Annotated in this window: 21 protein-coding genes; 8 read left to right on the forward strand and 13 right to left on the reverse strand. The window is 40.4% G+C overall.

The genetic code is table 11. From position 1 onward, the window contains the following. Positions 1–3: 3 nt before the first annotated feature. The 5 genes from EHQ58_RS09585 to EHQ58_RS09605 form a co-directional block, all read right to left on the reverse strand. Positions 4–1,848, reverse strand: coding sequence for an adenylate/guanylate cyclase domain-containing protein (locus EHQ58_RS09585; RefSeq protein ID WP_135623676.1), 1,845 nt, complete (start codon positions 1,846–1,848; stop codon positions 4–6). A 102-nt stretch (positions 1,849–1,950) separates the two neighbouring features. Continuing rightward, positions 1,951–3,225, reverse strand: coding sequence for an LIC11270 family surface protein (locus EHQ58_RS09590; protein WP_135623677.1), 1,275 nt, complete (start codon positions 3,223–3,225; stop codon positions 1,951–1,953). Further along, positions 3,222–3,857 carry a hypothetical protein gene (locus EHQ58_RS09595; protein ID WP_167883583.1) on the reverse strand — a complete coding sequence of 212 codons (636 nt, stop codon included), beginning with the start codon at positions 3,855–3,857 and terminating at the stop codon, positions 3,222–3,224. Before EHQ58_RS09595 ends, EHQ58_RS09590 begins: the two co-directional genes overlap by 4 nt. Next, entirely contained in the window at positions 3,838–4,638 is an 801-nt protein-coding gene (gene truA / locus EHQ58_RS09600; RefSeq protein ID WP_135623678.1) for a tRNA pseudouridine(38-40) synthase TruA, read from the reverse strand. Before truA ends, EHQ58_RS09595 begins: the two co-directional genes overlap by 20 nt. A 3-nt stretch (positions 4,639–4,641) precedes the next feature. Further along, positions 4,642–5,520 carry a DUF2225 domain-containing protein gene (locus EHQ58_RS09605; RefSeq protein ID WP_135623679.1) on the reverse strand — a complete coding sequence of 293 codons (879 nt, stop codon included), beginning with the start codon at positions 5,518–5,520 and terminating at the stop codon, positions 4,642–4,644. Between the two features lie 151 nt (positions 5,521–5,671). On the opposite strand from EHQ58_RS09605, the gene EHQ58_RS09610 reads away from it, so the two are divergent. Together EHQ58_RS09610 and EHQ58_RS09615 are read left to right on the forward strand one after the other, a co-directional pair. Further along, positions 5,672–6,778: an LIC11274 family protein gene (locus EHQ58_RS09610; RefSeq protein WP_167883591.1), complete on the forward strand. Its 1,107-nt coding sequence runs from the start codon at positions 5,672–5,674 to the stop codon at positions 6,776–6,778. A 96-nt stretch (positions 6,779–6,874) separates the two neighbouring features. Further along, a complete protein-coding gene (locus EHQ58_RS09615) occupies positions 6,875–7,660 on the forward strand; it encodes a lysophospholipid acyltransferase family protein (RefSeq protein ID WP_425460481.1) in 786 nt (261 codons plus the stop codon). A gap of 74 nt (positions 7,661–7,734) precedes the next feature. Here EHQ58_RS09615 and EHQ58_RS09620 read toward each other — a convergent pair whose 3' ends face one another. Further along, complete coding sequence (locus EHQ58_RS09620; protein ID WP_246047291.1) at positions 7,735–10,128, reverse strand: isochorismatase family protein; 2,394 nt, start codon at positions 10,126–10,128, stop codon at positions 7,735–7,737. 79 nt (positions 10,129–10,207) lie between these two features. Between EHQ58_RS09620 and EHQ58_RS09625 the strand changes: the two genes are divergently transcribed. Beyond that, positions 10,208–10,519, forward strand: a complete 312-nt coding sequence (locus EHQ58_RS09625; RefSeq protein WP_135623683.1) for a 7(1) septoil knot domain-containing protein — start codon at positions 10,208–10,210, stop codon at positions 10,517–10,519. 12 nt (positions 10,520–10,531) lie between these two features. Here EHQ58_RS09625 and EHQ58_RS09630 read toward each other — a convergent pair whose 3' ends face one another. From EHQ58_RS09630 to EHQ58_RS09640, 3 genes are all read right to left on the reverse strand, one after another. Beyond that, on the reverse strand, positions 10,532–11,578 hold the full coding sequence (locus EHQ58_RS09630; RefSeq protein WP_135623684.1) for an alkaline phosphatase D family protein: 1,047 nt from the start codon (positions 11,576–11,578) through the stop codon (positions 10,532–10,534). Between the two features lie 129 nt (positions 11,579–11,707). Then, positions 11,708–12,277 (reverse strand): DUF2889 domain-containing protein, encoded by a 570-nt coding sequence (locus EHQ58_RS09635; RefSeq protein ID WP_167883584.1) that lies wholly within the window; start codon positions 12,275–12,277, stop codon positions 11,708–11,710. 34 nt (positions 12,278–12,311) lie between these two features. Next, a complete protein-coding gene (locus EHQ58_RS09640) occupies positions 12,312–14,306 on the reverse strand; it encodes an LTA synthase family protein (RefSeq protein WP_135623686.1) in 1,995 nt (664 codons plus the stop codon). 92 nt (positions 14,307–14,398) lie between these two features. On the opposite strand from EHQ58_RS09640, the gene EHQ58_RS09645 reads away from it, so the two are divergent. From EHQ58_RS09645 to EHQ58_RS09665, 5 genes are all read left to right on the forward strand, one after another. Next, a complete protein-coding gene (locus EHQ58_RS09645) occupies positions 14,399–15,847 on the forward strand; it encodes an acetyl-CoA carboxylase biotin carboxylase subunit (protein WP_135623687.1) in 1,449 nt (482 codons plus the stop codon). After that, on the forward strand, positions 15,844–16,341 hold the full coding sequence (locus EHQ58_RS09650; protein WP_135623688.1) for an acyl-CoA carboxylase biotin carboxyl carrier protein subunit: 498 nt from the start codon (positions 15,844–15,846) through the stop codon (positions 16,339–16,341). The genes EHQ58_RS09645 and EHQ58_RS09650 overlap by 4 nt, the downstream gene beginning before the upstream one ends. Before the next feature lie 83 nt (positions 16,342–16,424). Further along, positions 16,425–17,924 (forward strand): Omp85 family outer membrane protein, encoded by a 1,500-nt coding sequence (gene omp85, locus EHQ58_RS09655; RefSeq protein ID WP_135623689.1) that lies wholly within the window; start codon positions 16,425–16,427, stop codon positions 17,922–17,924. Positions 17,925–17,936: 12 nt separating this feature from the next. Further along, positions 17,937–18,629 (forward strand): surface adhesin Lsa25, encoded by a 693-nt coding sequence (lsa25, locus tag EHQ58_RS09660; protein ID WP_135623690.1) that lies wholly within the window; start codon positions 17,937–17,939, stop codon positions 18,627–18,629. 127 nt (positions 18,630–18,756) lie between these two features. Continuing rightward, on the forward strand, positions 18,757–19,485 hold the full coding sequence (locus EHQ58_RS09665) for a hypothetical protein (RefSeq protein WP_135623691.1): 729 nt from the start codon (positions 18,757–18,759) through the stop codon (positions 19,483–19,485). Here the strand turns inward: EHQ58_RS09665 and yihA are convergent. The 4 genes from yihA to EHQ58_RS09685 are packed head-to-tail and all read right to left on the reverse strand — an operon-like array spanning position 19,482 to position 23,348. Continuing rightward, positions 19,482–20,132, reverse strand: coding sequence for a ribosome biogenesis GTP-binding protein YihA/YsxC (gene yihA, locus EHQ58_RS09670; protein ID WP_135623692.1), 651 nt, complete (start codon positions 20,130–20,132; stop codon positions 19,482–19,484). The two genes, EHQ58_RS09665 and yihA, sit on opposite strands and share 4 nt — an antisense overlap. Continuing rightward, on the reverse strand, positions 20,129–21,133 hold the full coding sequence (gene tilS, locus EHQ58_RS19000; RefSeq protein ID WP_281277110.1) for a tRNA lysidine(34) synthetase TilS: 1,005 nt from the start codon (positions 21,131–21,133) through the stop codon (positions 20,129–20,131). Before tilS ends, yihA begins: the two co-directional genes overlap by 4 nt. Further along, positions 21,121–21,423, reverse strand: a complete 303-nt coding sequence (locus EHQ58_RS19005) for a PP-loop family protein (protein WP_135623694.1) — start codon at positions 21,421–21,423, stop codon at positions 21,121–21,123. The genes tilS and EHQ58_RS19005 overlap by 13 nt, the downstream gene beginning before the upstream one ends. After that, complete coding sequence (locus EHQ58_RS09685) at positions 21,420–23,348, reverse strand: GAF domain-containing SpoIIE family protein phosphatase (RefSeq protein WP_135623695.1); 1,929 nt, start codon at positions 23,346–23,348, stop codon at positions 21,420–21,422. The genes EHQ58_RS19005 and EHQ58_RS09685 overlap by 4 nt, the downstream gene beginning before the upstream one ends. Between the last annotated feature and the right edge of the window lie 154 nt (positions 23,349–23,502).

Raw genomic sequence — 23,502 nt, forward strand, 5'->3', positions numbered from 1 at the left:
CGATTATTTTTTTTCTGGAGTAGGAATCCCTACTAACTTACGTAAATCAGCAAGGGTTTTCGGGCATTTTGGGTCACCTTTTCTTCCAAGTACAGCATAGATTTTCTGCGCTTTTACTTTTCCTTTCACCTTGATCTCTCCCATGCTGATGGTGTTAAATTTACTTTTCACATCATCATATGTATATTCCGAGATTAATATATCCGTTCCGGATTCTTTATTTAGCGACTCGACTCTTGAAGCTAAGTTTACTGTATCTCCGATGACCGTGTATTCCATTTTGTCTGAAGATCCAATTTGTCCCGCAATCACATAGCCAGTGTTAATGCCGCAACCGATGCGAATGATCGGTTTTTTAACGCTACCACGACCTTTGTTAAAAATTAGGAGTCTTTCTCTCATACGAACTGCTGCTTCTACTGCATCTAGTGAATCATTACCGGAACTTCGAATCGCTCCCCAGGTTGCCATAATGGCATCTCCGATGAATTTGTCGACGATCCCCCCCGTTTCTTTGACGCAAGTTACCATTTCACTCATATATTGATTTAAAAATTCGACCACATCTTCCGGTTCGAGCTTTTCGGAAATGGCAGTAAAACTACGAATATCCGAAAAGAAAACGGCACAGTTTTTCCTTTCTCCACCGATGGATAATTGTCCTTTTGCGGCGAGTTCTGCTATGTCTGTATTTACGAATTTACCAAAGGAGTCTTTCAATTTTTCTCTTTCTTCCAGGCCTTGGCCCATGGAAACGAAGGATCGTGTCAAGACTCCGATTTCATCTCTTGTTGTGGCTTTTAAATTCAGTCGGAATTGACCTGCCTGGATCATACGCGCTGCTTCGACTAATGCGAGTATAGGTGTGGAAAGTGATTTTGCAAAAATATAGACAACGATAAAAGCGAGAGCTAAAAAGATAACCAGCAAATACATGTTTCTTTTCTGGATGTCATTGACCGCTTGAAAAACCTTCTCTTCTTCTACTTGAGAGATAACACCAACACCACCGATGCCCAGTTTTTTAAATGCGCCTAGATAGTATGCACCCTCTTTGTTTTCATATCTGAACTGCCCATTGTCTACGAGAGACTTTTTCATCTTTTCAACTATGGGTAAGTCGTTTAACTTTGAACCAGATAATACAATTTTGGCGTCAGGATGAGCTAGGACACTTCCATCCTCACCAATAAGAAATGTTTCGGTTGTTCCTGAGGTTTGGAAAGCATTGAGAAGCCTGTCTAACTTTACTAAGGTGACAAGAATGGTTTGTGTATCTTTTGATTCAGAAAGTGGAAATGCTAAACATAACATAGGATGACGAAAGTAGGGACTGGCATTCCATATGACAGTAGAACCCGAATATGCTTTTTTAACTTTCTCTTTAATCGTCCCCATCAGATTTTGAATTTCAGATTTTTGATAATCGAAGTTTTGAAGAAAATCTTCGTTTAACACCTCGAATTTTGGTTGGAGACCGGGACCGTAAGCACCGATCAATATAAAACTTTGGTCAAATCCAAAAAGCTCTTTGGCAATGGCTTGCGATGCTTTCGGGTTCCTTAAAATACCTGCAGCTGTTATGTGAACGTCCTGACGGATCGACTGCAAATCAGATTTAACTTTTAAGGCTAAGATATCGTTGATTTTGATATTGTTCTCTTTTACCACCCCCTCACTGTCTTTTCTGAAAAAGTAGGAGGCGAGAAAGATCACACCAGATACCGAGACAAGTAAGACGAATGAGATGATCAGTAACATTTTGAAGCGTATTGGAAACGCCGAGTTCAGAGATTTTGAATCTTCTTTGGCAAAGAGGTTGGTGATAAATTTAAATCTGGAGCTCATATTCTATTCTATTAGTATTATTTTCGTATACCACTAGTACACAAAAAAGATAAAAATAAAATTATCCAAAATTTATTAGAGAAATCCCTATTTCAGCCGCACTTACGGGCAGGAAAGGTCGACTGAGTATGTTTGACGGAAGGGATATTCGGGAATGGCAAAAGTAGTTTGGCTGATTACCGTTTCTGGAAAGCCGTCAACCCTAGTTATGTCTCCCATACAAGCAAGCGTATAGAGGCCTGGATTGAGGTATTTGATTTTGGCTCCCGCTTTTGCAGGTGTTGCTGCCAGAGGAAGAACCGTTGTTAAATCAGTTTCTGCCGCTCTGAAAACGGCATAATGGTGGAGTAGGGAACCAGTTCCGCCGGTTATGCTGAGGCTTGATGCGGTTTCAGGATAAATCACGCGCGCGCGTGAAAGAAAATTTCCGCCAGCATCCCCCTCTCCTTTGTGGTCGTTGAAGATATCACTGATTCCTACGTAGGTAATCACTTGAGCTCGTGCCGAGAGGTAGGAATGGAGCATAAGATTTTCTTTCAAATTGACTCGAACTTCTAAGATATAAGGATCGAAACCTTCACGAATTTCCATATCTGCTTGCGTCGGTTTTTGGGAGTAGAGGACGGGAAACATTTTGGGAACAATGCTACTCTTGGAAATGGAGGAGGTGCCTGGATTGTAATTATTTCGCGGAACAATGTTTAAACCGATCACTGGTTTGTTATCAAACCGAGTTGTAGTGATCGGAACTCCAGCATCGTTTGCGAAGCCAGTTACAAGTGATCGAAAGTAGATACCCGAATAATAATATTGTCTTCCGAAGGTACTCAGTCCGTAACCTGCACTTTCCGTTTTGGCAGAAGGATCGTTGGATGGGTACTGAGCTCCGACTCCATTGAAAAAATCAACAGCTTTTGCAATTCCATTATTTTGAACGCACGTATTTTCATCAAAAGAATAAGAAACGGTGCAGTACACTTGCCTTTCATTTCCTATAAAATCCCAGAATTTTGTTGAATCCAAGCTATCTCTAATCTGCGTTAGGTCATTGATACCCTTCGTATATTTACTTGAGATTCTGACTTCACCGATATCTATGAAAATGGGCAATCCACCAACAGTTGGTAGGTTAGTGAGTGACATTGCGGGATCATTGCCCTCAACCTGACTGTCTACATAGAGTGCGCCTGTACCGTTATTCAACTCCGACCATTCTAGGGGGCTGTCCGTAGAATAAGTTCCTTTTAATAGAAGTAACATTCTATTATTAAATAATGTGGAGAGTACAGGAAGACTTGTTTCGTCCCCGAGGTCTAGTTTCGTTTTACATTGCACTAACAAAAACAAGGCGAGTAAAATGAATTGATTTTTTTTCATAACATCACTCCGACCATAAGACCAAAATAGAAAAAGTCGGCATTTTCGAGTCGGTAATAATTCGGATTTAAAAGCCTTGGGTCGTCGTAGGGACTCGCCAGGGGAACGTTATAGGTCGCGGGAAGATTTAAATTTGTTTCCCGAATCTGGTTGTAATCCAAACGGACTCCGATGCGGATTCGTTTGCCGGCGATGAAACTCGCTTCAAGACCCGCATAAACTAACGGATCCCAACGAGCCGTATCTGCAGGTCTTGCCACCACATAGGCTTGTCCCCCACCTGCTTTGACAAAAAATTGTAAGGGCATTTCTATGGGAATGCGGTAAGCGAGGGCTGCATAGAGCGGAATCGTGGTTAGACCTCGTTCGGATTTAGATAGGAAAACGGCATACGAGGTACCGATTTCGGTATAAAAAATGTAGGGAAACGGCATACGAAAGTAAGCACCGCCTCCGAGGGTGGTATCCAATAATTGGATGGTTTTTGATCCTGGAAAGGGATTTCCGGCACCCACCCATCCTCCGACTTCATATCTGCGCTTGTTGTAATCTTCCAAAGTCTGCGCCGAGAGAGCGCCCGTCAGACAAAAAAAGGAGAGAATGCTGAGCCCTTTAAGGATAAAGCGTGTCATAGAGAGATTGGATTTCTGGATACTCTTGGTAATGGGCTTGTACAAAATAAAGACCGTAAGGTGGAAGTGTGACCCCAGCGCGGGTACGGTCAGCTTCCTCTAAGATTGACTCAATGGATCTAGATTCCCAACGCCCCTTTCCGATGTCGAGTAAAGTTCCTACCGTAATCCTTACCATATTGTGCATAAAACCATTGGCTCGGATGCGGATTCGGTAGATTTCGGGAATAAAGGCATCCCGTTCGATGGAGAGAGACTGGATCCTACGAACCGCCCGCCTTCCTTTGCTCGACCTTGCCTTTGTAAAGGAACGAAAGTCCCTTTCTCCAAGTAAATTGGGGATTTCTTCCGCAATTTTGTCCCAATCCACCCTATGTTTGACCCAGAAAGACCGATTTTCCTGGAGCACGCTCTGGTATTTGGAGTAGTAGAGTTGGTAGATATATTCCCGGGAGGTGCATGAAAACCGAGCATGGAACTCTGGTGGTACTTCCATGGCTCTTCTGATGACAACACCTTCATCCGTAAGGGCATTCAGAGAAACAATAAGTTTGTGTAGATTGGGTAAGGGGTTTTCTGTTTTGAAATTGCAGATCATCCCCAAGGAATGAACCCCTGTATCGGTCCGTCCAGCTACGGTTAGGTGGGTGTGAGGGTTGGTTCGGAGTATGGTTTTAAAAGCATTTTCGATACTGCCTTGGACAGATTTTGATGTTTTTTGTCTTTGCCAACCGTGGAAACGAGCTCCATCGTATTCGACACATAAGGCGTAGTTGGGCAAACCTTACTTTTCTCCGCCCAATTCCTCAATCAGAACATTGTACTCGTCGTATAACTCTCTCGACATTTCGAGAATAGGTCCTGGTTTTCCTTTGGAAGATTTTCCGGAACCATACAAACGAGCCAAAGTACGTTTCGCTCGGGAGAGTAAAAGGAGTTGGTCTTCTGGTTTTGGAGCCAATTCGTTTTTAAAACGTTTGGTCAGATAGGCATTTAAATAGATCACACCATCAAAACCCCAGTTATTGTCAGTATCGGGACCAAGCATACCCGCTGCCGAATCGACTGGTTCTTGTCCACTCTGCATGAGTTCCAATGTCGTGCCGTAGATGATGGCTGCTTTTTGGTACATCAAATCTCTGATCTTGTCATATCCAAGATTTGGAAATTCTTCATGAAGGTCGCCAAAATACCATGCCGCACGAATCGCGCTCACGGCTTTTTTAGGAGTTGGTGCAATGGCTGGACCGCGCAATTGGTAACAGTCATAGGCGAGTAGGTAGGAGGCAGCGCCTGTTGCTAAATGTCGATCCTGCATAAAATCTAAGGGTCCAAGTATTTTCTCAATGTAGGACTTCCGCAGGTCTGTCTGCATCCGAATGGCTTCATTTTCCGCATTCGAGAGAGTTCCAAAATCCTTCGGAAAAGCGGAATAATAACACCGCGGACAAACGGTCATCACGTAGTCTAGGGGACTCACACGACCGAATTTTTTATTTTTTTCATAGGTTCTGCGTAAATCTTGGGCAAGTTTGCCTGCAATCAGCCTGCCACCCCCTTGGAACATCTGCTCTTTTTGGTGATTTTCATCACAAATCGGGCAAGCTGTCACTTCTTTGGCGCGAAAGGATACTTTTTTTGATTGGGCTGCGGCTGTAGACATCGTTAAAAATCAAATAAAAGCCTGATTTTTAAATACATTCTGTCAATCCAATATCGTAAATCTCCGATAATCCTTGTAGGGAACCACCCTGAAATTACTTGTAAGATTCTTCATGTGAAGGAAATTACAGAAAGGTATGAGCGGCAGAGCAATGAAACATTCCATTCTGATATTAATCCTGACCCTAGCGGCACAAACAGCGTTGTTTGCGGAGTCAGTAGCCAACAAAGCTTACAATAAGCGCATTGAACTTCTCACCTACTTACGTGAGTTAGAGCCAATGATCAAAAACTTCCGTGGTGAAGACCCTGAAGGCAAACCGACACCTATCAAAGCCCCCGAAGGCAAAGAAGGATTTCGACTGAAAAAATACGATGAGTTAAAGCGTATTTACCAAGAAGGATTGCAATATTACTTCGAAGGAAATTATGTATCTGCTTACCAAAGATTTCTTGAATGCCAGTTAGGTGTTGAGAAAGTAACAGAAGAATTATCTCAATTGTATGTGTTACGTGCTGAAGAAATGATGAAAATGGCGATGGAAAGAAAGAATTCAAACAATGAACTCGATAAAGCGTTGTTAGACATTTCTATTGAATACGGAAAAGGTTCCTACTTCCGTCACGATGTCATGGACGTTCCCCGCGAAGCGCCTTTCTCTAGAAGGATGTATGATCCTAAGGAAGTTCACTACGTATACAATAAGTATGCGATTGAAAAAAACATGGAATTGGGATTTCGCCATTTGGGACTTGCAAAAGAAGCTAGAGTGACAGCCCTTAAAGTAGAAAAGAATTTGGAAAAACACCAAAAGCTTCAACCAAGTCATAGAAAGTATCGAATCGAAAATTACTTTGGCGCGATCAATCTTTGTCGTGATTCAAAAGCCAATGCGATCAATATCTTTAAATTAAAATATCCTTATGATAACTATTATCTAAATAATTCTGCTGCTAAGTCAGAAGGAAAAAAAGATGAAACAGGAAAACTAGTTGATGGAGAACCTGTAAAGATCGATGGATCGACTTATGATTTTTCCAAAAATCCATATGTAGAGTATGATCATAGACTCCAAGCGATGTTTGACATCAGGGTACCCGAAGATTACCGCGTGGACCATGCTGACGTTAGGGGAAGAATTTACGATATCGATTCCGAAAATATTGTATATTTCAAATATGACCCGGAACGTAAAAAACAGTTAAACGTTCCAAACAAACCAACACCAACAACAGGAAGTGGCGCAACCACTCCCTAACTAACACCGTTTACTCTGCCGTGAAAGCCCGGATCTTCCGGGCTTTTTTTATTTCCTAGAACACCGATCCTAGACTAATTGTTATCTGTGGCTAAAATTCCAATACTCGATGATTTTCTCACCAAAGCTTTAAAAGGCCAAACTGCTGAATATGGACACTTTGTGATAAAGATTTATCTCAGAGTTTTGTTACTTATTTTCGGGAAGGCGAGTCCATATTTGGTTCAGGGACTCTGGTATGCTGCTCGAGGCAAAAAGGAAGAACGCATAGAGGCATTTCTAAAAGGTTCAAAAGTTTGGGCAGAGGATGTACGTAAGATTACAAAAGCCAACCTAGTCTTTTTTAACGAACTAAAGCCGCCCGTGAAGGGCCATTTTATTTTCCTAAACCATGTGAACGAAATCGACTTCCCGTATGATTGTTATGCGATAGGAAGACCGTATCTTGCCAATCAAGTGATTAAAAAAACGTTATTCGCGTATTGGTGGATGGTGGCAATGGGTTCTCTCGTTTTTGATAATTCCAGAGCGATGTCAATTGCCGTATCCATTAAAAACCTGATTGCTGGTTTGGCGACAACTTCCTACATCGTCTATCCTGAAGGTCATAATTCCTATAGCGAAGACATTTTACCGATCAAAAAAGGTATGGTAAAGATTGCCTTTGATCAAAAAATTCCGATTTACCTAGCTTTAAAATCAGGTGTCACTTCTTACCAAACGCACCGAAAGGGAAATACCGTCGGTTATATGGAAGTCGGATTTTTGAACCCTAATGATTTTTCTAAGTATGAAGACTTACAAAGTCACCTGCATGAACTCATGGTCACAAAGAAAAAAGAATTAGATGTGTTCGTAAAAAAGGAAATCGAAAAGGGGTAGGGCCTCGACCCCGCTCCCTTTCATGTTACCACCAAGCCAATCCTTACTTTGAACAATCGTGTCCATGGAAAGGTTTACTCTTTTCCGATATTGGTGATTTCAAACTTCTGTAAAAACCTTTCTTGTTCTCTTGACTCGATTGCCCGTTCACTTCTAGATTTTCGAACCATTTGGATGGCAGCATCCGCACTTATGTGATACTTCCAAATCATATAAGCCGCAGCGAGAGTTCCTGACCTTCCAAGCCCGCCCACGCAATGGATGAGGATTTTATTTGAAGTGTTCGATAGCGTTTCCTCCATCCATTGCAATGTGTTTAGAATTGCCTCTGTGGTAGGAACTCGCTGGTCAAAAATGGGAAGATAGTGCGTGCCAAAACCAGATTTTTTATATTCTTCCTTTAGGTTGGATACACCATATTGACCATATTCTTGTTCGGTTAGGAGAGAAATGATGTGTGTGATACCTTGCCTTTTTATTTCGATCAGATCTTCTGATAGGGATCGTCCTCGGTCTTTCCGACCAGGAAGGATGGTTAGCCCAATGCGCTTTCCATACAGATTTTCTTCTCCTGAATCCATTTCTACAAAATCAATTCTTAGCGATTTTGTTTTTAATATGTAAGCCCTGACTTTATCAATGAGAATGCAACCCGTATGTAAGGCCCATTTTCTTTGGATTTCATTGCTTTCATCAAAAGAAAGAGTATGCATCGCATAACGAAGAAGACCTACATGCATTTGGTATGGATCTCTATCTAATTTGACAAGATCTGGAAAAAAGGATCTTAATTTCGCGATGACGCGGTAAGCCTTTTGTAATTTTTCGTTCTTTAGGAAAGAAGGGATAGCAAAAGAAAGAGGAATCCCCAAGTCTTCTTGGTTGAGCAATCGGTCTGTCAATGTGATCGCCTCCTTAAGTTCATCTTCCGTTTCAATTTTGGTAAAGATGTATAGGATATCATTTTCCAGCTTCAAAAGATCTCTTAAAATATGCCCTCTATGCGTATGAAAAAAATCAATGAGCCAGACATTGTCTTGCGCATCTAATATGATATTTGCACCATTTAAATCTCCATGAACATACGCTAGGTTATGATTCACTGCATTGTATTCTTTTAAGGTCAATAGATCAGATTCGTAAAAAATACAGGGGTTTGTTACGGTAATACCACTTGCAATTTCAATCTGATCGCCAGTAGCGGGTTTACCGATAAGAGCCTCAACTCTAGATCTTACTCCTTTACTGTATTTTGATTGAAAATCGTAATATTCTAAAAGATTTAATTTTTCAACACTACTTGCTTCGTAAAGCCTTCCTAATTGGTGTTTAAAAACGACTTCGATGACATTGTCTGCCATCGATGGATCAGCTATGGTTCCAAACATTTTTTGAAAGGTTCGAACATTTCCATCCAGCATGGCCGCATAACGATATTTAATCGCTCCACGTTCTCCTAATTCACAGAAATCTACTATGGAGGGAGCATTATTTCCGAGAACCTCTTGGATGCGTTCGAAGGAAGTACGTTCCTTGGCTATTAAATCCCGATTTCCGATTTTTACCACGCAAGGAACTTGTGTGTGCCCGAATAAATCAATGGCCTTTGTTTTGATGACAACATTTCCCGAGAAACCGCCATCCAATGTTTTGAACTCGGCTTCCTTACAATCCCGGAATAGATAGAGAAGGATTTTTTTATCGGTATCGGAAATCGGATACTTTGGATCTAATTTCAAATGATCTGATGAAACTCGTGAATGCGTTGAAATTTTCTTTTCTAAATCTGGTTGAGATCCAGTTAAAAACTGAGTGAACGAGCCTATGGATGGATAGATCGTAACACCTAAGATTTGTTTTAGTTTGTCGAGAGCAATGAAGTGCATAGAGAGAGAGGAACTCGCAGTAAGAGCCGAACAGACAGCAATTTCAAATTCCGGAAAGCGCGTCTTTAAGTCATAACATAAGAAAGTAACCTTTGCTTCCGTCCAGACTCCTGTAATCCCTACTTTAATTTTCCTGCCCTTGTATGGTTGTAAAATTTCTTGTAAGTCGGTATTTACAAAATCATTCAAACCCGATGCATTTACGATCTGATGGCGTGTAGGATCTTCGTTGATCCAGGATTGAAACACAAACTCTGCCCCTTTTGTATCTCGGATGCAGTGTGGACCAAATTGAAGCAAATGGTCCTTTTGTTCGATCGCATCGGCATCATGCCAATCACGAATGTGAATGATTTCTAAATTTTCTATTGGTGTCTGATACGCCCACTCAATCAGCGAGTAAACAGGACCATGCTCCGCCATTTCCCCGAGGAGTCGGTTCGATTCCGCATAACCGACATGAAGTGCATTTGGTAAGGGATCATATTTATCCAGTAAGGATGTGAAATCATTTTGGAGGCATTGAGTGATTAAGATTGCAGAAGGTTTCGCCATGCAGAGAAATGTAGACGAGAAACTCATAAAAATCTAGTTTAAATTTTGATTTTGGTTGCAAAATTAAATGGGAAGAAAGAATCAGAGACCGTCCTTGGGAGGGAAAATGAAAGTCATTCTTTTTCTAATGATTTCTGTGATGATGTCACCGCTTCATGCGGGGAGTGTAGGTTCCGATTGTAAAATAAAGGGAAAAAAAATGTCCGGAAAGGTCCAAATCGTGAGTTCCTTTGCTGACTTTAAAGTGCAAATCGTAAACTCATTTCCAGATTTAAAAGTGCAGCAGGTAACATCTTTTCCGAATGATTGCGGGAAATGGCAATTTGTGGAATCGTTCCCAGACTTTAAAATCCAAATTGTAAATTCGTTCCCCGATTTTAAAATCCAGTATGTAAATAGTTTTCCAGGTGTTCCCTAGCTTCGGACCAACTTACTTTTTTGGATTGATCCTTGTATGTAAGGCTTCCTCATCGATCCCTTGGATTGAGATATCAACAGCGATACTCTGTTTCTCTTTAGAAATTTCAATCCAACCAAAATTTTCTTTTGCATAGACGCTGCTTATCCTTCTCGGATCTGTATCATCTTGCACGCGATTTGGTATCGGTTTATTTAAGGAACTGGAGGTAATGTCCAAAATGGTATTACCCGATTTTAACTTTTCTTGAAAGATTTCAGCGATATGTCTATCCCCAGATAGAAACATCGCATTTCCGGAAGTATACCTGTCTATCATAGCAAGTAACTTTTCTCTTTCTAATGGAAAATTTCCCCACTTCTCAAATCGATGAGAATCGTTTAATACCTGTATGCTGGAAACGATGATGATTACGTCGCTTTTTTCATTGAGTTGTTTCTCAAGCCAATTCCATTGTCCTTCACCGAGAATCGTTGCTGTTTTTTCATAATTGGCAACATACTCTTTAATCCCAAGCTCATTTATTTTTGAAACAAGGGGAGATCGAAAACTCCGTGTATCGAGAAGAATCAGTTTTATCTTTATGCCCTCGTGAATGATATTCTCGACAGAATATGTTCCTTCATGCTTTCTTATCTCTGCATTTTGTGGAACATCCAGAAATTTCAAAAAGAGATCCTTGCTCTCTTTTTTCATTGGATATTCTTCGCCTACATCATTGTAACCAAAATCATGATCGTCCCAGATTCCTAAGACCTTCGTCTTTTTTCTCAGTATTTGATACTCTGGATTTGCTTTTTGGATCTCATAGGCAGATTGTTTTTCATTCATGTCCACGGTATCTTTATAGATATTGTCACCTAACCATAACCATATGTTTGGATTTTTGGTTAAAACCGAATTCCAGATTTTTATTTCCAGATTTTGATCCAGGCAGGAACCAAACGCAATTTTAAAAACAGGACGTGGTTGCTTCTTTTTCCCATTAACGGGCGTCAGGCTAAATAAAAAAAAGAACACAAGGAAGAAGATTCTAAATTGAGACGTGAAAAATTTCATTTGGTTAAAAAAGTGAACGTAAGTAGGCTATCGATAACTACATTTTTATAGGAACACTCTCAAAATGCAACGAAAGTCCGAAAAAAAGAAATTCATTTTTCTTCAAGTCGGTAAGATTACTAGATTGAATTATTTCCCTTTTCGAAGTCCCAATAGCAATGGTGTGATGCTAAGTGAAGTGTTCAGCTTCTCTCTTGCCTCTAAATTTTCAAAATCTGCACTCATCGTAAAACAACTATTTTTCATGACTCGGTCTTTAATCCACCATTGGTGAACAGCAGCACTTCGTTCAGCAAAAGGTTTTGATTCTTGGCTATGATATTCTTCATTCCATTCTTTGGGGAGTTGTCTGCTTTTAAGTTCGTAGCCTAATGCCGAAATAAAGTTATCTACCGCATAGAATAAAAGTTGATCAATACGAATGCATCCGTTTTTGGAGAGGGGGATGTGCTCTCTTAACATGATTTCTAAAGCAGGCCGATTGAATTTTTTTCCATTCAAAAAATCATAATTGGTGATGGCTCCAGGACATGAAGAGAAAGGAGTTCTTCTTTCCTCTATCTCAGACTCGATAATGGTTTGTTTTGATAAATCGATCTCAAGTAGCAAACTGATGTCATGGTATCTATCATAAATCTTTGATTCGACGACTGCCTTCTGTGGTAAGCTATCAAAAAACCACCAAAACGAGACACTCATATTTCGCTCTAGGCATACGGGTACATTCTGTATTTTATTTCGAATCGGCATCCGATGTTTCTCCTGGAAAAATTTTGTTTTGATTCATCAAATCGATGGAAAGATTAAAGAAGGATTTTGCTTTCAAAAGCGATGAGGCGCAAACTTCTTTAGAGAGATTGCATTCTTTATGTTCTGTATATGGAGGATTTGCCGTAAAGTGTAAACTTTTTTCTCCATCTACCCACTGATATACGAACTGATTTCCTTCAATCCATCCGTAAGCTGCGCCATATGCAAAATAAGCCTTTCCCGGCCCCAAGTTTTTAGCAAGAAGATTCCTGCCCATGGCCGAGAAAGTAGTCTCTTTGCCAACTAACCCAAGTATCGTTGGAAAAACATCCAATTGGGAGGAAATGGTATCATCTAATTTTGCCTTTATCTTTGAGGGGGAATAAATTAAAAAAGGTACATTTCGATCTTCATAATAAGATAGGTAGCGATGGTGAGTATGGTCTGCCACGAAAACAAAAATCGTATCTTTAAAATAGGGTTCAGTCTCTATCTTAGTGATGAAATCTTTCAAAGCTGCATCTGAATAATGGTAGGTATTTAAATAATCATAATCTTGGATCGATGGATCAAAGATTTCATATTTTTTATCCGGCACCTTATACGGATAATGTGTAGTCATAGTTAATGCTGTTCCCAGGAATGGTTTACCTTTTAAATAGGAATCATTCATCTGTTCGTGTAAAATGGAAAAAATATCCTCATCATCATAGCCCCAGGCCCCAATCTTATATTTTCCGGAGTTTGCGATTTCTTTTTTCCCAATTAAATTCTTGAACCCCCAATGAGGGATGATTTTTCCAAGATTATCAAATTGTAAGTCATCGCCAGTAATGAATATAGTGTCGTAACCCCATTTTTGAAATACGGTTCCTAGGCCAGAAAAATTCCCCAATATTTGGTGAGAACGAACAGCTGTTAATCCGGGTCGGTCGGGAATTCCGGTGAGAACTGACATGAGTCCATTAGAGGTTCGACCTCCGTTTGCATAAAAATTTTTGAAAGAGTGACCTCGACGTGCAAGCTGATTGTAGTAAGGTGTTAATTCTTTGCCATGAATGATGCCATTGCTGATAGGCCAGACAAATTTTCCTGTCCAAGATTCCTGAAAAATAAGAACAATATTTGGAAATTTACCATCATTTGTTTCCATTTGTCGGCGGAGCAAAGGAAACTCTTCTCCGCCAATAAATTCAGCTCCTTCATAGCCAGTTTCCTTTTGAAATATCTGGGTTGCTTCATAGGTTCCCATTTTATGAATTTGAGGAATCGATTGACTCTTTAAATCCATAACAGTCGTATAGATACCGTTAAGTGCAATGTTATTGGTGAATGTATCTTCGCCGACAATGGCATTACTTGCTCTTAGAGGTGTTTGTTGGACTCCGCCTCGGATAGCGAGTATGATGAGAATAGAACCAACCAAACCTTTTGCAATATTTCTTAATAGAGATGTATTATCCGTTCGATTCAGAATTTTATATTTAAAGTAAAGTGTAAATAAGACAATCATCAGGCAGGCAAATCCCAAAAGGATGGCACTCATCGAGTAAGGACTTTCCATAAGCGCGGATTTGATTAATAACGGTAGGTCCGCAAAAAAAATAATAGCCTCGTATCCTATGTGTTTGTTGGCATTTTCGTAATAGAGTAAGTCACTTGTCAAATGTCCGAAACTCCAAATAAAGAGGAGTATCGGAAGAAAAGACCAAACTAATCGAAAGGCATAGTATCGATTTAAAAAACTCATTTTAGATAAAACATAAGGTAACCCGAGAATCATGGCTGAGGTTGCTAAATCATACCTAATACCGATTGCGAATGTGAAACAGATCGTAAGCCAATCAAACTGGACGATACGATAAGAGTAGAGTAGGAAAAATAAAACACGGAAAACAGAGAATAAAGTTAAAAAGGAGGCTAAGTAAGTAAGGAACAGTCTATCAAATTCGGAGAGTCGATGCCAGAAACGTTTCATTCTATTCCATCAAAGCCTTTTTTTAGTTCTGGTCAACTCCCTTCCAATCGTAGTTGATTTATTTAAAGTCATCATGGAGAGTGAAACTATCCATGATGAACATACAAAAAATTCTAATTGCGAATCGCGGTGAGATTGCGGTTCGGGTCATCCGTACTGCGAAACGATTAGGAATCAAAACAGTAGCGGTCTATTCCGAAGCAGACAAGGACAGTATGTATGTTCGTCTTGCGGATGAGGCCATTTTCATTGGACCTTCGGAACCTAGGCAGTCTTACTTAAACCAGGATGTCATTCTTTCTGCGATACTCGAGACAGGCGCCGATGCAGTGCATCCTGGCTATGGTTTCCTTTCCGAAAATGCTGAATTTGCTGAGAAATTAAACCAACATAAAATTAAGTTTTTGGGACCAAAGCCTGATTCGATACGAGCCATGGGTGATAAAATAGGTTCACGCTTGTTAGTGGCTAAGTATGATGTTCCCGTGGTACCCGGTTATGAAGGCGAGGACCAAACCATGGAGCGCTTCCGTAAGGAAGCACAGATCATCGGATTTCCTATCATGGCAAAGGCGAGCGCTGGTGGAGGAGGAAAGGGAATGCGTCGAGTCGACTCCATGGATGAACTTGAACCACTCATCTTATCTGCAAAAAGAGAAGCCTTGTCTTCGTTTGGTGATGATCGAATCCTTCTTGAGAAATATATTTTGAATCCTCGTCATGTGGAATTTCAAATATTTGGTGATACTCATGGGAATGTAATCCATCTTCATGAACGTGATTGTTCCTTACAAAGACGACATCAAAAGGTTGTAGAAGAAAGCCCCGCTCCTAATTTTCCCTCTGCGTTGAAACAAAAAATGGCGGAAGCCGCCGTACAAGCCGCGAAAGCAGTAGCCTATGAAGGCGCAGGAACCGTTGAATTCATCTTAGGTGAAGGGGGAGAGTTTTACTTTTTAGAAATGAACACCAGATTACAGGTAGAGCATCCAGTAACCGAACTAACGACGGGCCTCGATTTAGTAGAATTACAAATTCGCGTTGCCGAAGGTGGGAGGTTACCAGAAACTCCAAAGCAGTCGGGACATGCCATAGAAGTTAGGCTCTATGCCGAAGATCCTTCCAACCAATTTTTGCCTTCGATCGGTAAAATCCACGCTCTTTCTTTTCCCGAAAGTGAGGGGATACGCATTGATTCGGGAGTGGAGTCTGGTTCAGAGATATCTATTTTTTATGATCCCATGATTGCCAAAGTCATCGTTTGGGCTGAAGATAGAGCTCTGGCCATTGATAAAATGGTTTCTGTGTTAGATGAAACTATAGTCTTCGGTCCAGTTACAAATGTTAGCTTTTTGAAATCTCTAATTTCGATGGATGAGTTTCGAAGCGGAAAGGTATCTACTCATTTTATTGCGAGTAAGGAGGAGGACCTGAAGCAGCGTAAGGTTAGCCTTTTGGATCGACTTGCACTTGCCGGAATTGCCAGCTCCGTTACTCGAGACTCGGATCCCTGGCTCTTTGTTGAGGAGCAAAACCGATGAACCACCGATTTGAGACCGCCAGCGGCGATTTTTCCGTCCTAGTGTCAGAAAATTTTCTAAAAATAAACGATGGTCGCGAGGTTCATAAATGGAAAGTAGCCCCAGTGGAGGCCGTTCTCGACAGAGAACCATTTGGCGGGGAAATCCTATTTGAAGATGGCCATCGCCTGACCTATCTACAGGTAAAATCGGAACTTTTTTTACATTTCCAAGGGGAAACCTGGTCGTTTCGGAGGAAAGAGCGGGAAGTCGCGTTCACTCACTCGACCTCGCCAGAAATCAAAAGCCCCATGCCAGGAAAGATCATCCAGCTCTTCGCTGAAATTGGCAAAACATTTGCCCAAGGAGAAACGATCCTCATTCTAGAGGCAATGAAAATGGAAAATGCGATCAAGGCACCCTTTGCTTGTTCTGTGAAAGAAATTTTACATCGTGTTGGGGAAATCGTGCAACAAGATGAGTCAATTGTCATACTAGACAAGATTAAAACGTAAAAAACATAAATATCCGAATTTATTTGACATTTTTAATTCCATTCAGAACCATTACCAAGCCTGTTTAGGCAAATAGGTGGATAATGAATTCTAATTTCATCAAAAGCGCTATCATTTTAGCTCTATTTTCAAACTTGTCACTCCTTGCACAGGCAGTAAGGGAACCAAGAACCGACTTACCGTTTGAAATCGACGAAAAGAAAAGGATGTCAGAAAAAGACGTCGAGAAGAAAAAAGAAGGCGGCTATTTTACAGGCTTACCTCTGATCAATTCTGACCCGAACGTAGGTATCGGTTACGGAGCTCGGGTGATTTATCTTTACAATGGGGATCGTAAAAATCCTTTGTTCGAGTACACACCGTATCGATTCCGAGTTTTTGCCCAATACTTTAATACGACAAAAAATGCTCCTTACCATTGGGCAAGCATAGACGCTCCGTACATCTTTGATACAAAATGGCGCCTTAGGGCCGATTTGATTTATGACCGAAATCCAAACTCTCTTTACTTTGGCATTGGTGAAAAAACATTACAGCCATTATCTTACCTGGAGAGAAATGACCCTTCTGGAAATTTAGTTCGAAATGCCAATTTTAATGACTACGAGGCAAACTTAGCTTACCGACGACCAGGAGATGCTGGTGTCGGGGAAGCTCCTTTTGTCACAAATTCTAGATACAATCGTTATGACATCGAAAACCCTAACTTCGGAACTTCGGGTGAATATTCCTTTCTTGGAGGAACGATTCGTGCTGTAACAGGGATTCGTCTATCGAAGCAGATCGTTCGTACCTATGATGGAAAGTCTTATGATTCAAAATTTGGTGCTTTTGATCAAATTGCTGGATTTCCGCTTGGGCTTTTTGATACAGACAGAACACTCACAACTCCACAAGGAGAAACTCGCTTAACACGCGATAACAATGATGATAAGATACTTGGATTCAAAGGTGGATTTGTTAATACGGTTCGCGCAGGTATCGTTTATGATACCCGAGATTTTGAACCAGATCCGAACCGTGGTTTGTTTTTAGAATATACGCATGAAAGATCTTCGAAGAGCGCAGGTTCCACTTACGATTTTAATAAAAACTTCGTATCTGGAAGACTTTTCGTTAGCCCTGTTACTTATTTTACGAAAAAGCCTCCCGAATTACTCGAGAAGTTAGTCATTGCCATCCGTGGTGGTGCCGTCCAAACAAACGGTGATGCCCCTTTCTATGAATACAGAAACATGTGGGGAACGGAAACAAACCAGTCTGGTCTAGGTGGACGAACGACCATTCGCGGTTACAAACAAGATCGTTTTGTGGGCCAGACTATGGCCTATGCGAACTTCGAAATTCGATGGAAATTTGCCTCCACGGATCTTTGGGGTCAGCACTTTGACTTCCAATTGGTTCCCTTCTATGATGTGGGAAGGGTTTGGGATCGAACAGCAGATATAGGCTTGAAAGGATACAAACACTCACGCGGTATCGGACTCAGAATTCCTTGGAACCAAGCCACTGTTATCTATTTCGATTATGCTAAGTCATCCGAAGATTCGCAGCTATTCGTGAATTTTAATCACATATTTTAGGCACATAGGCGTATGAAAGAAAATAAATATTATAAACTAATCCTTCTTCTACTTTTTGCAGCTCTCCTTGGGAACTGCGAAGCAAAACCCGAAAAAGAGACATACGGATTCACGAATGATGACTTTAACGTGGCTCTTCTTGGAGTCGTTTCCAATGTCAATATGATCGACAATACGAATGGGACGATCACCGATACAAATTTACGACTCATTTGGCAAAAGTGTTCCTTCGGTCAGGTGTATCGAAGTGCTACAAACGATTGCCAGGGCGCTGTTACTGGATCTGTCTTAAATCCACAAGATCCCTACAGGTATGGCGCAAAAACCGTTGCGTTTTGTGATTCTCGTACGCATGCTTGCAACCGCGTAGCACCTCCACAAACATTGATCGCCACGTCAGAAATTGCGATTGTTGGAAGCAGTGAGGCATTTAACGCATGTAATGCACTTGTAATCGATAGTAGCGGCGGATACCGTGTTCCCAATCCGTATGAATTGCAACGATTGACGGCAACGGGTAGAAATGCGGTTCTTGCTCGATTTCCAAATACGGTAGAGGGCGAATACTGGTCGAATCTGTCGGAAGTAACGGATTTGCCGGGTGAAACTGCGATCTCCATTTCCTTTGACAGACAGTCCTTCGGTCAGGAAATAAAAACGGTCAAGACAGAACGAAATTACCTTCGCTGCGTAAAAAGCTACTAAGTCTTGTCGATTCCCAGCCTCTCCCCTGAGGGGCTTCCAGAAATTTCTTTCCTTTTTCCGATTTTTTGGTAATCTAATTCATGGAGTTGCCGAAGTACCATTTAGGTAACTTCGGATACAAAACACCATGAATCGCATCGCTCTACAGCCCAGTGCCACTCAGTTAAATCCTCTAGCGGATCGACGGGTGAGTTATGTAGGTCACGGAAGGCTGGAGAGTTCGCCTGAAACTCTCTCCCCGCTACATGTGATTGCTCACGAAATGGGTCATGTACAGGAATTTCGTGGTGAAGCGTATCGTTCTGGCAGCGAAGTTCGCAATATTGATGTCAAGATCAACTATGAGCTGCGTGACGGTCGCATGGTCGCAGTCAGTGGCGAAACCTCAGCAATTACAAGCAAGCGACCAGAAAGGAAATCTGCCGATGCGAGCCTCGAACCATACTCTGATGGTAAATCCTTTAAGGATATATATGCAAATTCTTTAGAAGAAGAGAAAAAAGAGAACCAAGAGCCGAAAGCAAATCCTTTAAAAATCAGCGAACGAGAAAAGAAAGAAGAATTAGAGACAAAAATTAAAGAACTCTCTGTGAAACTGGAAAGTGAGAAAACGAAAATCGCAGCTGAAGGCAAAGATCCGAAAGAGGAAACCCAAAAAAATGAACGCACTCACGAGATCGCGAAAGAAAAACAGAGGTTAGAAGAACAAGTTAGAATTTTAAAAATGAAAGAGGCACTCAAGGAGTCCTTTGACCTGTTGACAGACATTCGGAGTAAGATGCTTTCCGACGTACTCGGAATTATGCAAGTCGGAAACGAAACAAAACCAGGCCAGTTCGTAAATACTTTAATCTAACCCAGATTTGCTGGCAAAGATACCTTCATTTTCTCTAAAATAAACTTTCTTATTTCATTGATCCCCTTCCCAGAATTGGTAGAAGTAAAAAACAATGGAAAAGTAAAACCAAGCTCATTCATCGCAAGCTCCATATCTTTCTGAACCAAGTTTTTTTCCTTTTGATTTAATTTATCTACTTTCGTCCTTACTACAACAGGAATGATCTTTTTTTGATGGCATGTTTCTACCATTTGCATTTCTTCTTCTGGCAAAGTCCTTGCTGCATCACATAGTATAAATAAAAATCTGAGATTTTTTGTTAGGTTTAGAAATTGATCAAGTAAGAGCATCATATCTTTATGTTCTTTGTAAGAAGCCTTCGAATAACCAAATCCAGGTAAGTCGATCAAACTAAAGCCGGCTTTCGTCCCAAAAATATTGATCAGTTTTGTTTTTCCTGGTGTTTTTGAGACTTTTGCGAGTCCTCTTTTGTTGGTAATCGCATTTAAGAGTGAAGATTTTCCAGAGTTCGACCTACCGACAAAGCCGAGAAGTGGCTCCTCTGGTAAATCAGCACCCTCTGCAAACGATCCGATGGAAGACACAAAATATGTATTAGGAAAGTGTATTTCTTCGTGGTAAGGGTTGCCTGAGGAGGTATTCATTGAGATTCTGATATCGCTTTTGGGAAATCGGATAGGGATGGATCAAACATAGAAAACAGGATCCTGATTGGTAGGTTTTTTTTATAAAGAATGGGAATATGGTTCCTAAGAAGAAGAGGAATTTTCCATTCACGAAAGATTTCGGATACTTCCTTTTTCCCGTATTTCATCTGCATTTTTTCTCCTGGACTCTGAATACGTATCATCAAATCCTTTTCCGCGGATTCAAAAGTTCTTATCTGGTGATTCCATTTAGCAGTGAATATATTTTCATTCCAAAAAGATTCCACTGACTTAAATACTGCGGAATCCTTACGAAATATATATATACATTCCGATTGCTCCCGTAATAAGAAATATCCATTTGATTCCAGATGAGCTCTACCATGCCCCAGTTGCTCTCGAAAATTCTCAAAGGCATTTTTATATAATGGAGGAAAATTTAGAATGGAAAGATAGGAGTCTAAAATGCCCTTTAATTGCTGTTTTGTTAAATGCTCATAATTTTGTTTTGGAATCTGAAACCACTCAGATTTTCTTTTTATAATTTGTTCGTTTAGCTCCCTCTCATCAAAGAATGAAAAAGATTCCCACTCATGAAAATTCCAGTAGAATTTATGGAAGTCCATATTTTCTTTGATTAGGAGCGGTAGGATTTCCGCTCGTATCCTATTTCTTTTAAAACCAATATCAACGTTTGAATCGTCTTCAAAGATTGGGTATAAGCTTGGTAAAAAATCATACATCTTTAAAAGTTCAGCATCTTCTAAAAAGACTAGAGGCAAAAAACGCCTACCCTTGTTTGGTTGTAACGTATGAAAAGAACCGGCTCCAGCACCTCTTGTCAAGTGCATGAGAATGGACTCGCCATAATCGAAACAGTGATGTCCTGTTACATAGTACCCAGACAATTGATTGGAGATTTTTTCTAGAATTTTATACCGGACGAGTCGTCCCGTTTCTTCCAAACCTTTGGAAAGGCGGTTTGCTAGGTTAGGAATATTTTTTTTTTTAGGTCAAAGTGTGGGTAACGAGAACGAATGAAGTCAACAATTTCGTTTTCTTGGGAATCATTGTCTCGTATTTGATGGTTGAGATGGAAGATGTGAGGCCGAGGGATTAAATATTTGGAATGCAAGTATTCATAAAACAGTAGTAAGATGCTTGAATCCTTTCCGCCAGAGTAGGAAATAAGTGCGTATTTACCGAAAGATGGTTTTAAAACTTGTTCTCTCCCGATTCGGTCAATCAAGGATTCTAATATATTTTGGATCTCTCGGGGAAAGTTCATAATTTGCGAATGGCGACCATCGTAATATCATCGTGTTGTTCTTTATCACGCATGAATTTTTTTATTTCACTGTAGATCGATTCCAAAATTATCTTCGGTTCGCTTTGAATCGAATCTAGAAAAATCTTCTTAAGCGCACTTTCACCGAACTGATCCTCTGCTTCATTATAAGCTTCTGTGACTCCATCGGTAAACATTAAGATGGTATCGTTTTTTTTCATAAATACAGATTCTTCATTTTTGAAATTTGAGATATCGGGTGTGATTCCGAGTATGACTCCTCCCGTCTCCACTTCCTCTAAAGTATTCGCAATTCCTCGATGGATATAAAAATTGCCATGACCTGCCCCTGAAACCACAATCTTATTTGATTCCAAATTCCATCGAATTAAGATTAAACTCATAAATCTCGGAGTCACTGCATCCCTATAACTTGAATAGAGGTAGTTGTTTATATCATTAATGATCTCCCAAGGAGAATCTTTAACACGAACGAGAGAATGGAGAATGGTTCTGACCGTAGCCATCACTAAACCTGCAGCAACCCCTTTCCCGCTTACATCACCGATGCATAAAAATACTTCTTTATGATTTGGAGAAATGATGTAGTCATAGTAATCGCCTCCGATTCCACGAGCAGGCATCATAAAGCCACCAAAAGAAAGATAGTCAGTTTCGGGAATTTTTCTCGGCAAAAGAGTCAGTTGGATTTCCTTTGCGATTTCTATTTCTTTTTCGAGTCGTTCCTTTTTTGACAAATTTGCATAAAGAGTCGCATTTTCCATGGTGATGCGGGCAAGAGAAACAAACGCGTTCAATGCTTCTATCTCATCTTGTGGAAATCGTGAGTCAGGTTTTGCTAAAACAAAAATACAATCTGTACCATTATCTAAAGTAACAGGAAGTATTACTATCTCCTTTCCGATCACGCCCAATGTAGAAAATAAGGGGTAATCCTTTGGATCAATTGTTATAGTTTCTTTAGCATTCATTAGGTGGAAAAGACTTGCTACATTGATCATGCTGGTTTCGGTATCGATCTGAAAATTATCAAGATCGCGTTGTAATTTGAATACCTTCACTGTCATCGTCGTTTTAGGTTTTTCAATTAAACAAGCCACATTTGATTCTACGATGCCTGATAAAGTAAGTAAAATCATTCGAATCATCTCATGATGATTATCTAAATATAATTTACTCAGTGTAAGCGCTGCCGTGTGCAGACTCTGGAAATTTTTTGACTGATTTTGAGATTTCGAGTAAAGAAGAGAATTGCGAAGAGAAACAGCAAATTGACCTACTACGAGTTGCAAAATATCTTGGTCTTCTAAATGTTGTTCAATATCTTCGTCTTCATAATCGACAGCTAACATACCAACTGCAGTATTTGCATAAAGTATGGGAATTACAAGCTGAGCTTTTGTACCAGTTAGATCACCATAAAACTTATAAAAAGGATGCGACTGGTCGGCAAGGGCGTAAAATTTCGTTTCCCGTTTAGCCATACTTTCAACAAGAATTCCAAAGCTTAAATCATAATCAATGTGAATGCGTTTGATTGCACGTTGTAAACTCTTTTGATTGGCCGAATAAAACGCTAAACGGATATCGCCTAGCTCTAGATTTGCGATGAAGATGGCAAGCTTTTCTCTTTTGAGTCTATCTCGTATAAGTTCCGTAAAGCGGTAAAGTAAGTCATCTAAACCCATAGAAGAGTTGAAGAGCGAAAGGCAATCTAAAAGAAATTCTGTTTTCTCTTCGGAGCTCAGAACCGTTTTTGCCGCACGTGGGATTTTACGTTTCTCGAGTATCCATTCCTTATCGCAAGTACGGCAGTAGAATCTGCCCTGATTGGTGATTCCATCCGGCACCTGTGGTTCTTGGCAAAGTAGGCAAAACGTCTCTTCCACAGGGTTCATATCCATCTTCGTAACTTAAAGGATAGTAGAATTGAATTTTTTAGATACTACAAGTATTTTCCAAGATCTGTGGGAGTTGGTACAATTTATGCTTAAAGTATAAGCAAAACTAGGTCATTCTCGCACAATCGGGAATTACCGAGTCTAAATGTTTAAACAA

Origin of the sequence: Leptospira ognonensis, from assembly GCF_004770745.1 — a bacterium.
Lineage (GTDB): Bacteria > Spirochaetota > Leptospiria > Leptospirales > Leptospiraceae > Leptospira_A > Leptospira_A ognonensis.

What these genes read in the sequence shown, in the direction of transcription:
- yihA (WP_135623692.1), bottom strand. Translation starts at nt 20,132, where the DNA reads ATGAATACCTCCTCAGGCAACCCTTACCACGAAGAAATACACTTTCCT.
- EHQ58_RS09645 (WP_135623687.1), top strand. Translation starts at nt 14,399, where the DNA reads ATGATGAACATACAAAAAATTCTAATTGCGAATCGCGGTGAGATTGCG.
- EHQ58_RS09640 (WP_135623686.1), bottom strand. Translation starts at nt 14,306, where the DNA reads ATGAAACGTTTCTGGCATCGACTCTCCGAATTTGATAGACTGTTCCTT.
- EHQ58_RS09650 (WP_135623688.1), top strand. Translation starts at nt 15,844, where the DNA reads ATGAACCACCGATTTGAGACCGCCAGCGGCGATTTTTCCGTCCTAGTG.
- EHQ58_RS09625 (WP_135623683.1), top strand. Translation starts at nt 10,208, where the DNA reads ATGAAAGTCATTCTTTTTCTAATGATTTCTGTGATGATGTCACCGCTT.
- EHQ58_RS09595 (WP_167883583.1), bottom strand. Translation starts at nt 3,857, where the DNA reads ATGACACGCTTTATCCTTAAAGGGCTCAGCATTCTCTCCTTTTTTTGT.
- EHQ58_RS09685 (WP_135623695.1), bottom strand. Translation starts at nt 23,348, where the DNA reads ATGGATATGAACCCTGTGGAAGAGACGTTTTGCCTACTTTGCCAAGAA.
- EHQ58_RS09665 (WP_135623691.1), top strand. Translation starts at nt 18,757, where the DNA reads ATGAATCGCATCGCTCTACAGCCCAGTGCCACTCAGTTAAATCCTCTA.
- EHQ58_RS09610 (WP_167883591.1), top strand. Translation starts at nt 5,672, where the DNA reads ATGAAACATTCCATTCTGATATTAATCCTGACCCTAGCGGCACAAACA.
- EHQ58_RS09635 (WP_167883584.1), bottom strand. Translation starts at nt 12,277, where the DNA reads ATGAGTGTCTCGTTTTGGTGGTTTTTTGATAGCTTACCACAGAAGGCA.
- EHQ58_RS19005 (WP_135623694.1), bottom strand. Translation starts at nt 21,423, where the DNA reads ATGAACTTTCCCCGAGAGATCCAAAATATATTAGAATCCTTGATTGAC.
- lsa25 (WP_135623690.1), top strand. Translation starts at nt 17,937, where the DNA reads ATGAAAGAAAATAAATATTATAAACTAATCCTTCTTCTACTTTTTGCA.
- EHQ58_RS09585 (WP_135623676.1), bottom strand. Translation starts at nt 1,848, where the DNA reads ATGAGCTCCAGATTTAAATTTATCACCAACCTCTTTGCCAAAGAAGAT.
- EHQ58_RS09620 (WP_246047291.1), bottom strand. Translation starts at nt 10,128, where the DNA reads ATGAGTTTCTCGTCTACATTTCTCTGCATGGCGAAACCTTCTGCAATC.
- omp85 (WP_135623689.1), top strand. Translation starts at nt 16,425, where the DNA reads ATGAATTCTAATTTCATCAAAAGCGCTATCATTTTAGCTCTATTTTCA.
- EHQ58_RS09630 (WP_135623684.1), bottom strand. Translation starts at nt 11,578, where the DNA reads ATGAAATTTTTCACGTCTCAATTTAGAATCTTCTTCCTTGTGTTCTTT.
- EHQ58_RS09590 (WP_135623677.1), bottom strand. Translation starts at nt 3,225, where the DNA reads ATGAAAAAAAATCAATTCATTTTACTCGCCTTGTTTTTGTTAGTGCAA.
- EHQ58_RS09605 (WP_135623679.1), bottom strand. Translation starts at nt 5,520, where the DNA reads ATGTCTACAGCCGCAGCCCAATCAAAAAAAGTATCCTTTCGCGCCAAA.